At 42.9% G+C, this 13,869-nt stretch carries 14 protein-coding genes; 3 read left to right on the forward strand and 11 right to left on the reverse strand.

Going from position 1 to position 13,869, the window contains the following annotated elements:
- Positions 1 to 32 precede the first annotated feature (32 nt).
- From trmD to ispH, 11 genes are all read right to left on the reverse strand, one after another.
- A complete protein-coding gene (gene trmD, locus F941_RS15255; protein ID WP_005013146.1) occupies positions 33 to 767 on the reverse strand; it encodes a tRNA (guanosine(37)-N1)-methyltransferase TrmD in 735 nt (244 codons plus the stop codon).
- A gap of 42 nt (positions 768 to 809) precedes the next feature.
- Positions 810 to 1,358: a ribosome maturation factor RimM gene (rimM, locus tag F941_RS15260; RefSeq protein WP_005013148.1), complete on the reverse strand. Its 549-nt coding sequence runs from the start codon at positions 1,356 to 1,358 to the stop codon at positions 810 to 812.
- A gap of 18 nt (positions 1,359 to 1,376) precedes the next feature.
- On the reverse strand, positions 1,377 to 1,634 hold the full coding sequence (gene rpsP, locus F941_RS15265; RefSeq protein ID WP_005013161.1) for a 30S ribosomal protein S16: 258 nt from the start codon (positions 1,632 to 1,634) through the stop codon (positions 1,377 to 1,379).
- A 144-nt stretch (positions 1,635 to 1,778) separates the two neighbouring features.
- The gene (locus tag F941_RS15270; protein WP_005013163.1) at positions 1,779 to 2,258 is read right to left on the reverse strand and encodes a type IV pilin protein; all 480 of its coding nucleotides are present in this window, start codon (positions 2,256 to 2,258) and stop codon (positions 1,779 to 1,781) included.
- On the reverse strand, positions 2,252 to 2,722 hold the full coding sequence (locus F941_RS15275; protein ID WP_005013164.1) for a type IV pilin protein: 471 nt from the start codon (positions 2,720 to 2,722) through the stop codon (positions 2,252 to 2,254). Before F941_RS15275 ends, F941_RS15270 begins: the two co-directional genes overlap by 7 nt.
- A gap of 10 nt (positions 2,723 to 2,732) precedes the next feature.
- A complete protein-coding gene (locus F941_RS15280; protein WP_005013165.1) occupies positions 2,733 to 6,434 on the reverse strand; it encodes a pilus assembly protein in 3,702 nt (1,233 codons plus the stop codon).
- Positions 6,435 to 6,451: 17 nt separating this feature from the next.
- A complete protein-coding gene (locus tag F941_RS15285; protein ID WP_005013166.1) occupies positions 6,452 to 7,231 on the reverse strand; it encodes a PilX N-terminal domain-containing pilus assembly protein in 780 nt (259 codons plus the stop codon).
- A complete protein-coding gene (locus F941_RS15290) occupies positions 7,228 to 8,304 on the reverse strand; it encodes a PilW family protein (protein ID WP_005013167.1) in 1,077 nt (358 codons plus the stop codon). Before F941_RS15290 ends, F941_RS15285 begins: the two co-directional genes overlap by 4 nt.
- 1 nt (position 8,305) lies before the next feature.
- Positions 8,306 to 8,815: a type IV pilus modification protein PilV gene (pilV, locus tag F941_RS15295; RefSeq protein ID WP_005013168.1), complete on the reverse strand. Its 510-nt coding sequence runs from the start codon at positions 8,813 to 8,815 to the stop codon at positions 8,306 to 8,308.
- Positions 8,815 to 9,276: a GspH/FimT family pseudopilin gene (locus F941_RS15300; RefSeq protein ID WP_005013170.1), complete on the reverse strand. Its 462-nt coding sequence runs from the start codon at positions 9,274 to 9,276 to the stop codon at positions 8,815 to 8,817. The genes pilV and F941_RS15300 overlap by 1 nt, the downstream gene beginning before the upstream one ends.
- A gap of 160 nt (positions 9,277 to 9,436) precedes the next feature.
- Entirely contained in the window at positions 9,437 to 10,387 is a 951-nt protein-coding gene (ispH, locus tag F941_RS15305; RefSeq protein WP_005013172.1) for a 4-hydroxy-3-methylbut-2-enyl diphosphate reductase, read from the reverse strand.
- Between the two features lie 133 nt (positions 10,388 to 10,520).
- Between ispH and gmk the strand changes: the two genes are divergently transcribed.
- The 3 genes from gmk to F941_RS15320 all read left to right on the forward strand — a co-directional run bounded on the left by gmk (position 10,521) and on the right by F941_RS15320 (position 13,825).
- A complete protein-coding gene (gene gmk, locus F941_RS15310; RefSeq protein WP_005013173.1) occupies positions 10,521 to 11,147 on the forward strand; it encodes a guanylate kinase in 627 nt (208 codons plus the stop codon).
- 76 nt (positions 11,148 to 11,223) lie between these two features.
- Positions 11,224 to 11,505, forward strand: coding sequence for a DNA-directed RNA polymerase subunit omega (rpoZ, locus tag F941_RS15315; RefSeq protein WP_005013174.1), 282 nt, complete (start codon positions 11,224 to 11,226; stop codon positions 11,503 to 11,505).
- 214 nt (positions 11,506 to 11,719) lie between these two features.
- A complete protein-coding gene (locus F941_RS15320) occupies positions 11,720 to 13,825 on the forward strand; it encodes a RelA/SpoT family protein (protein WP_005013175.1) in 2,106 nt (701 codons plus the stop codon).
- The last annotated feature ends 44 nt before the right edge of the window (positions 13,826 to 13,869 follow it).

The raw sequence follows: 13,869 nt of genomic DNA on the forward strand, positions 1-13,869 counted from the left end.
TTCGAAGACAGAGATGATTACTCATCCATGCCTTACAAATCTTTCAGCCATTTTTTTTGCTGCTTCGTCAGTTCGACCTGTTCCGCCAACTCTGGACGGCGTTCAAGTGTCCGCTGATAGCGCTGCAAAAACCGCCATTTTTCAATATTGGCATGATGCCCAGATTTTAAAACCTCTGGCACATCCAAACCTTCAAAATGATCTGGCTTGGTGTATTGCGGGCAGTCTAAAAGACCATCCACAAATGAGTCTTGCACATGTGACTGCTCATCAGACATCGCACCCGGAAGCCTCCGGATAATGCTGTCCAACAAAACCATCGCAGGAAGCTCTCCACCCGATAATACGTAATCTCCAATTGACCATTCCTGATCAACATATTGCTGGATCAAACGCTCATCAACACCTTCATAGCGCCCGCACAATACAATCAGGCCGTCATATTCGACAAACTGCTGTACTGCGGATTCATTTAAGGTCTTTCCTTGCGGTGACATATACACCACTGGAACGTGAACTGCACCTGCTTGCACTGCAAGCTCTTTGGCACGGTGGATTGCTTTTGCCAAAGGCTCAGCCATCATCACCATACCGGGGCCACCGCCAAATGGACGTTCATCCACTCGTTTGTAGTTGCCCTCAGCAAATTCCCGAGGATTGATGCAATGAACTTGCACAATGTCGTTTTTTGCCGCGCGCCCGCTGATACCGTAGGCTGTAATCGCTTCAAACATTTCAGGAAAAAGCGTAATGACTGCAAAAAACACCGCAGACTCCTCTATTTTCCTGCTGAGTGAATCCTAAAAGGATTAATAATCTACGCCCCAATTCACGTAAATGCGACCCGCTTCGAGATCAACCCGCTGCACCACATCTTTATGCCATGGAATCATGCGCTCTTCGCCATCGACGCTATCTGCGGTAGCGCGAACCACCATCACATCGTTGGCGCCTGTTTCAAACAGCTCGTGGATTTGACCGAGATTCACTTCCTGCTCATCATCATTCAGGCCTAACACGGTTAAGCCTTTCAAATCTGACCAGTAATACTCGTCCACGCCTGCTTGAGGCAGCTGCGATTTTGAAATCCAAACATTGGTACCTACCAAGCTGTCTGCTGCCGTGCGATCGCTCACACCTTTAAGCGAAACAACTAAGCCTTTACCATGCGGTTTCCAGCGTTTTACATCTGCTGTTTGCCAACCTGCTTTGGTCTCAATGTACCAAGGCAGGTAGTCAAAGATGTTGCTCATAGGTTCTGTATTGGAATAGACCCAGAGCCACCCATTTAATCCATATGCTGAACGTAGCTGTCCAATCTGAATACGATCTTCTGGAACATTCTGTGTTGGTGTCATGGGCAAGCTACTACCGTATTAAACAGCAGCTGCAGCTTTTTTAGCTTGAGCAGCTAAAGAAGCAACACGGTCAGAGGGTTGAGCGCCTTGAGAAACCCAATGAGCAAAACGGTCAGCATCTAAACGAAGTTTTTCTGCTTTACCTTGTGCTGTTGGGTTAAAGAAACCGATACGTTCGATGAAACGACCGTCACGTGCATTGCGGCTATCAGTCACAATGATTTGATAGAACGGACGTTTTTTAGCACCACCGCGTGCAAGACGAATAACTACCATGATACAACCTTATAGTTTTTACGGATTATCCCTGTACCGACCATCGATACACTTCAAACCCCTTTCATAGAGGGCAATATTTTACGTTATCTTTCCTTCGAAAGGAAGATCAAAATTTAGTTATCCGCAATTTTGAATTTAAGTTTAGCGACCATCCCAGTTTGAAGATGGGGAAGGCGCACAAGCGGTGCCTGAATTATCAGTTCCGCTTACCCAGCAACGCTCACCCTTATAGTTTAAGACTATGTGTCCATCTCTATATTGTGTTGATGTAGAAATTGGGGTCGCAACTAAAATCCATTTTTCAGAGCCTAAAGGTGATGTTTTATTCAATACATTTTTATTATCCAGCCACCATAGCTCCACATTGTATAAAGCCCCTCCCTGAATTGGATACGTTGCATTTATTTTAAGATCCGTAGCCGCAGCATCTTTTAGTTTAAAATTAGCAATCTTATAACGCTGTATCTGAGATGCTATCTGCAGCATATTTGCTTGCATATCTTTTCTTTTGGTTTTTTTAACATACTGAATATATGAAGGATATGCTATTGCTGCCAATATAGCGACAATAGCAACAACAATAGCCAACTCTATTAATGTAAAACCTTTCTTGCTTACCATGACTTTGCCCCAGAACAATCAAAACCAATTGTGGTTCCTTGCTTGTAACAATGCACACCTGTACTTGTCAGAACATAACTGTTATTTTTTTCATCTTTAGACGTAGCCATCATTGCCCAGCTCTGTCCTGTAGAAGAGCTACTCGTCAACGCATTCGCTGTGTTGTCACCATCTTTCAAGACAATTTCATATTTCACAGCAGAACCCGTCGCCCCACTAGGGATAACAACTGGGTTCGGTGTCGTCACAAAATTTAAATAATTAAAATTTCGAGATTTATGCTTTTCCAATTCCGTTGCAATTTGCTTCATCGACTGCTGTGCTTGAGATGCAACAGATTTACGAGCATATGATTGATAACTAGGAATAGCAATTGCAGCAAAAATTGCAACAATTACTAGAGCCACCATGAGTTCAAGTAAGCTAAAACCCAACTGTTTAGGCAACATTTTATTTCCATTCATAATTTGCCACCTACTTTAACTTTGCATACCAACGCTGTGGGATTAAGCAAATTTTACTTGCCTCACCTGTGTTGCCTAACAATCCATTATAAATTGAACGTGTGCCTGTACTTAAGCAATAATTATTTTCACTGCCGCCAGCACCAGAACCAGAACCGGAACCACCGCTGCCAGAACCACCGCTGCCAGAACCAGAGCCATCGCCAATTACTGTACCTGTATGAATACCTACACCAATATCGTCTTTGTTATACCAAGAACTGTCAAATTTGGTTTTATCACACTGACCATAAGGCAAACAAATTCGTGACAAGTAACTTTGACCTTTCACACCTGCGCCACAATCTCCTGAGATACCCGGACGCGAGCCATCAAACGTTGTGACATACAAAACTTTATTCATCGCAATTGGCGTACCAAACACCTTCTCACTTTGAAATTTATAATTACTGCATGAGGCAGGACCAGAACAGGTTTTATACTCATAATACCAACCCTTAGTCGAAGCATATGGTGCTTTCAGAATTGTATTATCTTTACGATCAGCATCAGTAATCAGCTGCAACTCAGTTTTGATAATATCTTTTGTGCTATACGCTGTTAAAGACATTAAGTTCTTATTAGCAACATCCTTATCATAAATATTATAAACGGCATCATAATCCGCACTTGCAGCATAATCCTGCAAAGGCTTGCTTCTATTCCCTGAACCAATGCTAATGAGAGCAAAGACGGTACCTTGATCACTGTATAATGAAAATGCTGGCATATCATAAAACCGTGGACTCATTCCGCCAGTTTTACTTAAATTTAGCAATCTAACAGGCGCCTTAATAATACTGCTTAACGCTGCCGCTTTATTATCAAAGTCAACTCTAAATACTTGACCACCCAAATCTCCAAAGTAAATATTATCAATGAGATCATCGCCGTCCCGATCAACTGTACGAATTTCACTAGCAACACTATTAATCATTGTTGAGACATTGGATGCTAAAGGGACCGTTGTACTGTTTGTTGCATTAGCCCCTGCCCACCATAACAGATCACCATTTTGCGCATCAAACATATAAACGCCGGCCCCTTTTGCTGGAGCTGAACTAGTCGGCGCAAATTTTGGGCATTCATAACCCACACTTTTGGAAACTGTATCAGTTCCTGTATTACAAGCCGTAGTTCCACTGCTTGCATCATAACCACCGCCCACAATCATTACTTGCTTGCGTGTTGTTACGCCTTTTGCATTTTTCCAATTAACCCATCCAATTGCGGGTTTAGACCAGCTTTGCCCCATATATTGAAGCGGAGAAACAGATTTAGAGGAATTATTATAGAAAACTTTTTGATGTTCAGGGTCTATATGAAACTTAAGCTTTGGATCACTCATATCCTGAAGGTCTAATGCATAATAGCTATACCCCCCCATGCGCAATCCGCCATAAACTGCTTGACTGCCCTTTTGAGTACCCTTCCCTGAACCCACAGTTAAGTAACCATTACTGTCCACAACATATTCAGAATAGGCTGTCCACGGACCATCAACACCGTAATAAAGATTATTTACACCGCCAGAAGTGGAATCATATTTTAAAAAAGCATTTTTTTGCTTATCAAGCATTTCATTCGGTACAAAGGTAAATACTTCATCTCCTCCAGCATCACCGGAATCAGTAATATTGCCATTAGTCAATTTATGCTTACCAGCGCGCACAACATGCAATACACCCTGTGATGTGCCAAATAAAATATAATCCTCCCGCCCTTCAGAACTGATCATTTTTGTCGTTTTATCATAAGCAATCTTACCTTTATTGGTTAAAAGCAAAGGTGTTGAATGCATTACCGCTCCAATCTGACGGAGCTCCTTATTAAAGGTTGTTGTCGTTGGATTAGATACATCATTTACGTTATAACCCAATAAACCCATAAAATAGCTGTTATTGGCATTATCATACTTATAAGTACTGTCTGTTAAATCTGTTAATGCAACTTTTCTTAAGGTTGTACTATTTCCAAATTGTGCACTGCTGCCACTGCCTGTGGTTGCAATACGGTTTGTCAATACGATTCTTTGCGCTACCCCAGACGCATTTAGACCTAATTTCAAATTAGAAAAAACACCTCCTCGCAATGCAAATTTAGTACTTCCTGCAGTAAACTCATCAGCATTTTTATCGGCTTCAACAACTGAAGCCGCCCACAAATCATAATTATCTTTAATACTGCCATCAGTATCTAATATTGTATTTTTGTTTTTATCTTTTAATACACCATCAATAATTGCATATTTTTTTAAATTACCCGCCCAAAGCTGATAGCTTTTCTCAGGCGTAGGCTTAAATTGAGGATAATATGCAAAATTTTGAATCATCGAAGTATTCAAAGAGTCTTGCGGTACTGATGGCGAGCCTGTCGTTACAGATGGAATTCCTTTATTCAAATCATTTAAAAAAGAATTCACACTATTAACAACATCCTCTGAACTACTGCCTGAATACCAACCGCCACCGCCTAAAATCCCCCAAAGCGCAGCATTCTTAGCATCATTATCATCACCACAGCCATTTGCTGTAGCAGTACAACCGCCTAAATTCGCAATATTGGCTGCCTGAGACAAATTTTTGTTATAAGAACTTACACTTTCAAAAACATCACCGAACCCTACGACTGCAGTACGCACTTCCAACCCAATCGGATTATTTTTTTCAACAAGGGAAATGGCTCCTTTATGCTGACAATCCCAATTATTACTGGTAGTACAGCTAAAACTAGTACTCAGTCCGGTCCTCATATTGCTTAATGTATCACTTGTTCGAGAGTTGGGTTCTCCATCCGTCAAAACATAAACCCCTTGACCACTGCATTTCTGTATATCATTGCTTTGAGTCAAGGAAGATGGTTTTTCATATGTTTGACTTGTTCCGCTTCCAGTTTTAGTTGAAGCATCTGAAATATTAAAGCCCGATAATTTGCTCGGCCTTTTACCCATTAAATAGTTGATTACCTCCGCATAAGCTAGTGCTGTTGGCGTTGCACTAATGCCTGTTAAGCCTTGAACACTTGCTGTCAGCAGCTGGCGTTGTGTTTGTGCTGTAGAACTCGCCTGATAACCTAATGCTTTTGCAGGCACTAAAATTGCACCTAAATTTTGATAATTACCATTAGCATCTTTAGCGCCAAGTGTAGAAAGCCCAATCACTTTAGAATCATCTAATGCATTAACCCCCTTAGCCGTACTACCATTTAGAAGCTCATATAAAGCGTCTTTCATGCGGGCTATGCGGTCACCGCAATGATAATCATTATTCGTCTGTTTATTACACGCCGTGCTAATCTTAGCAGCTTTAATTTTGTTCGCTGCATTTCCAGTACTCAATGCTGAAAATCTAGAAGCTGACACCGTACAATAGGTTCGTCTATAACCATAATTTGGCAATGATGAACTATTAGAAGATGCAGTAGAAGAGCCACTACAATCATCACTACTCAAACCCAGATCCGATCTAGCAGTACCACCGCCATTCATACTGGTTGAAATATCCATCATCATCATTAAAGTGATTTCACCCGATTTAGCTTCCTGATAAATATCAATATCACTCGCCTGAGTCACACTTGAAGCCATTAGGCCCGTATAAATTGCTGCGATACTGGTCGCAAGAATTTTTTGACGATAGGATTTTTTTATCGCATTCTGTTCAATCTTTTTCATCTTTTCTTACTCCCAAATCACGTAAAATCTTGTGCAATCACATACTCAGTAGCATGTGATGTGAACGGAACGTTTAAACCAGACAAGCATTCAGTTACACTTTTTGTTGGGTTATCTTCAACTTTTGTGCCGCTAGCCACACTAACTGTAGTCCCATCTGGAATAGTCACTTCATTCATTCGGGCACTTAAACAAGTATCTATTTTAGATCGATCAGCTGTGCTTAATGACGGCATGATAGAAACAGCAAAAACTTTGACAGGTTTACTTCTCTCAAATTTAACGCCTTTATCATCAGTACCGAATTGCATTCCATAAAATGGATCTGCATCAGAACTGCTGGAATACTTCACTGCTACTTGTGTGATGACCGCTTTACGGCCACTGGTAAAATAATTCTTATCCGCTGACGCAGTTTTACAGTAACCATCTGATCCCATTGCATCTGTCGTTGGAGTCTGTTTACTGCCTTCCCACTGCATAATACTTGCGCGATTGATGTCAAAAAAATCAGCCTCATTTCCACGATAACAAAAGACCAATTCTTTATCCTTGTTTGCAGCGCCGCTGATATAACCAAACATACCGCTTGAGGTTAAACCTTGAATTAAGTTTTCTTCACGCTCAACGCTAAAAAATGCAGAATCTGCATTTTGCAGCAACAACTGCTGCGCTTGACTATTTGTCGCGATACTTAACCCAACTAAACTGTTTTTAATAGCTAAAGTACCAATAACCGTAATAATCAATAAAAGCATTAAAACCACTATGAGGGTCGCACCATGCTGATGTTTCATTTGCCTCTCTCCCCAAACGTGTTTCGCAATGCAATAGTTTGAGAAACCACTTGTCGAACATATTTAGTTGATGCATTAGACGTTGGAGTCTTAACCACCACCGTCTGATCCAAAACTTTAAATTTTTGGTCACTCTTAAAGACAGAGTCATTGCCAACACTTTGTACAGAACGACCCAATATGCCCAATTGGATAGATAAAATCCGTGGCTTTGGATTTGCTAAAGCTTGATAGTTTTTTACAGAAATATATTGATACGAATTGCCTGTTTGAATTTCAAATAGCACTCTAAAATGATCAACCCGTTTCATAATGATTTCCCCCTGACCGCCAAAATCACTAATAGCGGTTGGTTTGATCTCAACAGACGCATTGGTCTTATAAGGTTCCCAGTACCAGCCTGCATCACAGGCAAGAGCAAGGGAACTATTTGGCTCACTGCCTTTATCAGAATCTTCTCTTAAAAAATAACGCTGTACCACAATTCTCTTTGCAGGTTCAGTTTTAAGAAATTCAATCTTATTTCCCTCACAGTCATAACCACCAAACCACATATCGTCCGCAGTAGCAGCTGTGCCCTTATCATCCGTCACATACTGAGGTCTATATTGCATTAGCAGCTGATCACTTTTAAGTTCACCTGATGTACAGCCATTATCTGGCACATTATCCGCACATTTAACATTAGATGTATTAAGTTCACCTGCAGTTAAAAAAGCAACTGCAGTATTGGCACCTGTAAGGCTAGGGTATAAATTACTAAAAATCTGTTCTGGAACAACACCTGAAGCAGCAACCTTTCGAGCATTAACAGCAGAAGTAAAAACCACTCCGCCAAACATCGTTTCATCATTAACAATTGAATTGATAGTATTCAAATTAGAATTACGAATTTCATCTGTAATATAATTCAGACCAAAAGTAGAATTATCTTGCAAATTCGCCATACCTTGCTGTAAGACATAGCTTTTCTGACCTGTAATAAACATTAATACCGCAGCTGCGGTGACAATCAGCCCCAATGCCAGAGCAATGAGCAACTCAATCAATGTAAAACCATGCTGAACTTTCATATCAGTAAACCTCCATGATTAAACAAGTTGAAGCTGGGTCATAAGAAGTAGAATTCGTACAGCCGCCAGCACCTACATCTGCTTCATTCGTTGGACTCGTTTCACCCCAAGCAGCATAAATACACGATCGGCCATCATTATTACCCTGACAGCCTATTAAATTAATCGCTATAGCTTTGTCTTGCGCTTTATTAATAATTTCAGCCACATCAAAATCAGCCATCTCATCTGCTGTACATGCCTCCTTTGTACAATTCTTATCAGAAGCGCTTTGCAAACTCGAATCCGAGATTTCGGATTTATATTTCTCCAATGCACCGCGATTTACACGAATTCTTTCAGCAAAATCCCGGGCCAAACTCATTCCTTCCACCCGATACGCGCTTTCAGCAGAAGCCTCAACAGCTCGATATTGCAGTGCAACAAATCCCAGCACTCCAATTGCTAGCACTAACAAGGCAACAAGCACCTCCATTAAGCCGACACCATTCTGCGAAGAGTAATTAATCATTAGCACGTCCCCTCAATGACACGTTGAATGGCGCCAATTCTTGAAATTGTTATTACTTTTGATTTTTTTCCTGAAGCTTCATTACATACTTCAATTTTGATGTCTGCAGTGGAACTGCTTAATTTCCCAGTCATATCAAAAACAATTGGGTTCACAGCAGCCTTTAGAGCTGACTTACCCGAAGGGCTCCAGCCAAATAATGTCTTCTGTTTCATTTTAGCAAGCTGATCAGATGTAGGAGATACTGGATCAATTGAAAGATTGACTGTCACGTCTTGACGTGTAAGAACGGCCTGTGCCCGAGCTTCATTTAAAACAGAGACCATGGTTTGGGTGCTTTTATTTAGGTTTTGACTTAAAAGCAAATTATTCATAGAAGGCGCAGCCATGGCTGCAATAATCGCTAGCACAGCCATCGTTATAATTAGCTCGATTAATGTGAATCCATTATCCCCACGCATACTGCCTCCCCAGAACAGACTTTTCCTATTTAAAATAATATCTACAATTCTTACAAAACCAGCACAAATAGAGATAAAAGGTATAAAAAAACAGATCATTGCCAAAAAGCAATAATCTGTCAATTTTTAAAAAATATCAGAATGTTAAACAGTCTGCACTTTAGGCTTGAGTTACAGGAATACGCAACTCTTTAGGCAAACTAAAGGTAATATTTTCTTCCCGTCCAGATAATTCCTGCGGGGCGGCAGCCCCCCAATCCTGCAAACGCTGAATCACCTGCTTAATTAAAATTTCCGGTGCAGATGCGCCAGCGGTGACACCAATTTTTGACTCTGCATTGAACCATGCCTGTTCCAGCTGATCCGCATTGTCCACCAAATAAGCATGCTTGCCCATGCGCTCAGCCAACTCACGCAGACGGTTAGAATTAGATGAATTTGGCGAACCCACCACCAAAACCACGTCACATTGCGCCGCCAAATCGCGGACAGCATCCTGACGGTTTTGCGTGGCATAGCAAATATCATCTTTACGCGGCCCCTGAATCATAGGGAATTTAGCACGCAATGCATCAATGACTTTGGCCGTATCATCGATAGACAAAGTCGTTTGCGTCACAAAAGCCACTTTGGCAGGGTTTCGGACAGTTAAGCCCGCTACATCAGCTTCATCTTCCACCAAATAAATCGAACCGCCATTTTTGGTGTCGTATTGCCCCATAGTGCCTTCGACTTCCGGATGGCCTTCATGCCCAATCAAAATCGCCTCTACCCCTTCGCGCGCATACTTGGTGACTTCAATATGCACCTTGGTGACTAAAGGGCAGGTTGCATCAAACACGTTCAAGCCGCGGTGCTCCGCTTCCTGCTGGACTGCTTTGGATACACCGTGCGCGCTGAAAATCACAATATTGTCATCCGGCACTTCATCCAGCTCTTCCACAAAAATAGCGCCGCGCTGACGCAGGTCATCAACCACAAATTTGTTATGCACCACCTCATGGCGCACATAAATCGGCGGATTAAAGCATTCAAGGGCGCGGTTCACAATCGCAATTGCTCGGTCGACACCTGCACAAAAACCACGGGGATTAGCCAATACAATTTCCATAGAACCCTCAATGTTCGAATCAATGCGCAAACGATTTTGAAATAAATGCCAACAAAAAGACGCTTGGCTATTTTGTTTGCGGGTCGTCTGCTCTAAAATAGAGAAGATATTTTATCATATCAGGAAAAATATCATGTCGGGTCTCTTGTTTGTCGTTTCTGCAGCGTCAGGAACAGGCAAAACATCTCTTGTTAAAGCCCTACTTGAACGTGTCAACAATCTGCATGTTTCCGTTTCCCATACGACCCGCGGCCAGCGCCCTGGCGAACTTGACGGCGTTCATTATCACTTTTCAACCAAAGAAGACTTTTTGGCATTGGTTCAAGAAGGCGGATTTATTGAATATGCTGAAGTTTTCGGCAACTATTACGGCACTGCACAGCGCACAGTAAAAGAACAGCTGGCAAAAGGCCACGATGTCCTGCTGGAAATTGACTGGCAAGGCGCCGAACAGGTCCGCAAGCTTTTTCCTGAATCCAAACAAATTTTTATTTTGCCGCCCAGCCAGTTTGATTTGCGCCAGCGCCTGTCCAACCGCGGCACAGACTCTGTCGAAGTGATTGAACACCGCCTCAGCTGCGCTGTTGAAGACATGCAGCAGTATGTAAATTTTGATTTTGTTATTATCAATGACGACTTTAATAAAGCATTGCATGATCTTGAAGCCGTGATTATTGCCAACCGCCTGGCACTGAAACAGCAGACTGAGCGCCATCAGGATTTAATTCAAAAACTGATTACCCCGACCAGTGTTTTGTGATTAAAACTTGAGTCTGCAGACAAAGCCTTTTATACTGCACAGTCTGTTCAAATTTACTATTCAAACGAGAATTCTTATGGCACGCGTAACCGTTGAAGATTGTTTAGACCATGTAGACAACCGCTTTGAGCTTGTACTAGTGGCAAGCAAACGCGCGCGTCAATTGGCACGTCAAGGCATTGAGCCGACTGTAGAATGGGATAATGACAAGCCTACAGTGGTTGCATTGCGCGAAATTGCTGAAGGCCACGTATCTAAAGACATTTTGAAACAGCGTGATCAAGATTATCAGGCATCCAGCCTAGATCTTGCGCTTTCTGCAAACAACTTGAATTTAGACGGTTTTTCTTTCCAATAAGATGATCCGGTCAAAAAGCCTAGTTTTATACTAGGCTTTTTTTATGGTTCGATCTTTTATATTTGCGCAAGAACAGTTATAAAGAAGGCCTAAATTTGGTTTTCTTGCTAATTTTTTTTCACTTTTTTAACTGAAAAAATTGACAAGTTATGCAATATGCATTTCATTAGAGGATTAACCATTTCATTTGTAATTCAGCAGTAAAAGGTGTTCTATGCCAGGCCCAGAGGTCAGCCAAGCCAAGCAGCAGCTCAAAATAATTATCGACGCTTATCTTTCAGAAAGCGATGTCGAACGTGTGCTTGAAGCTTGCGATTATGCTGATGTGGCGCATGACGGCATTACCCGCAAAAGCGGTGAACCCTATATTCTGCACCCCATTGCAGTCAGCTGTATTTTAGCGCATATGCGCTTGGATGCAGAAACGCTGATGGCGGCCCTGCTGCACGATGTCATTGAAGACACCGAATTCAATAAAGAAGATATTGCTGAACGCTTCAGCAAAACTGTCGCTGAACTGGTCGATGGCGTAACCAAACTGAGCCATTCCAGTGACAAAGAATACAATAAAGCCGCTTCTTTTCGAAAGATTCTGCAAGCCACCCTGCAAGACCCGCGTGTCATTATTATTAAACTGGCTGACCGCTATCACAACATGACCACCCTAGGCGCGCTGCGGCCTGATAAGCGCGCCCGCATCGCGCAAGAAACCTTTGAAATTTTTGTTCCAATGGCGCGTCTGGTCGGCATGAATGAAATGGCCGACAACCTTGAGCATCTCTGCTACCAAAACTTAGATTTGGATATGTATAATAATGTTCAGGATGCCCTGCTGAAAACCAAGCCCAAACGCTGTGAATATCAAACCAAATGGGAAAACAACTTAACTTCCCTTCTGCAAGAGCATAAAATTGCCGGCCGCATCAAAAAGAAAAACAACAATATTGAATTGCTGCGCCACTTCGTCAAAAATGACATTGACCTGCAAGAGCTGACTCACAGTCACGCCTTTGAGATTATCCTGCAAAGCATTGCCGACTGTGACCGGCTTGCTGAAATCTTGCGCAACAGCTTTCAAGTGCTGCACTATGAAGACCACATCCGCCGTCCGCTGCCTGGCGGCAACCAATCACTGATGATGCGATTAAAAGGCGAAAAGACCACACTGTCACTCACTATTCAAACCGAACTTATGCGCAAAGCCGCCCGCTTCGGTGTTGTTTTAGGTGAGAATGCGCCGCAGGCTTGCCGCTCCGCCATTCAGGCGTCTATGCAGAATCTGAATGTACTGGTTGACGGTGAATGCGCCAAAACCACGTTCAATGACCTGCTGGATTATCTGCATCAAGAAAAAATTTGGGTCTACACCCCGCATGGCCATTTGCATGAATTGCCTCAAGGCGCGACAGCAGTCGATTTTGCCTATTCTGCCAGCTTATTCCTCGGCAACCATGCCGTAGGCGCAAAGATCAATGGTGAAACCAAACCGCTGTCCACGCCTTTGCAAAGCGGCCAGGTAATTGAAATTATCACCGATGTGCTTGCAACGCCCAACCCAGACTGGCTGAGTTTTATCAATACGCAAAAGGCGCGCCGCGCGCTGCAAAATATTTTGCGCGATCAGGATTTAGATGAACAGCGCCTTGTCGGCCAGCAAGCGCTGAACCGCGCCTTAAAGCTGTTTAACCGCTCTATCAAAGATCTCACTCAATCCGACTGGGAAAATGTTCTGGAATGGCGGCACATTAACAGCCCAGACGACCTCTATGAGCAAATAGCCGTTGGTGATTTGCTGCCGCAGCTGGTGGCAAATCATTTATTTGCGCAAGATGCGCCACAGGAAGTCGCAGCATCTGACCGTTTGATTCAGGGCACAGAAGGCATTGACGTTAAGTATGCACACTGCTGCAACCCGGTGCTTGGCGATCCGATTCAAGGGCATTTATCCCGACGCGGGCTGATTGTGCACCGCTCCCGCTGCCATAATCTTTTGCATGAGCAGCATCTGCATCCGGAGAACATTATGCCGCTGCAGTGGAACACCGAAAATACGGATGAAATCAGTTTCAGCGCCTATCTCAGCATCAACATCAATATGAATGATGAACAGGTATCCGAGCTGATCTATCAATGCCGTAAAGAAAAAGTCGGGGTGGAATCCGTCCGCCCCCATGACGGCAAGACCTATGTCAACATCGTCGTACACAACCGCAAGCAAATTGCCGAAGTCATCCGCAATCTGCGCATGCATTTCGGATTCCCCCGCATTGCGCGCCTTGCCCAGCCCCTCAATACGGCTGAAACCTCTATTGCCAGCTAATTATTTCGATAAAGCGCACTCGATCCTGTCAGATCGGGTATGAT

The sequence above is a fragment of the Acinetobacter bouvetii DSM 14964 = CIP 107468 genome, assembly GCF_000368865.1.
Taxonomy (GTDB): domain Bacteria; phylum Pseudomonadota; class Gammaproteobacteria; order Pseudomonadales; family Moraxellaceae; genus Acinetobacter; species Acinetobacter bouvetii.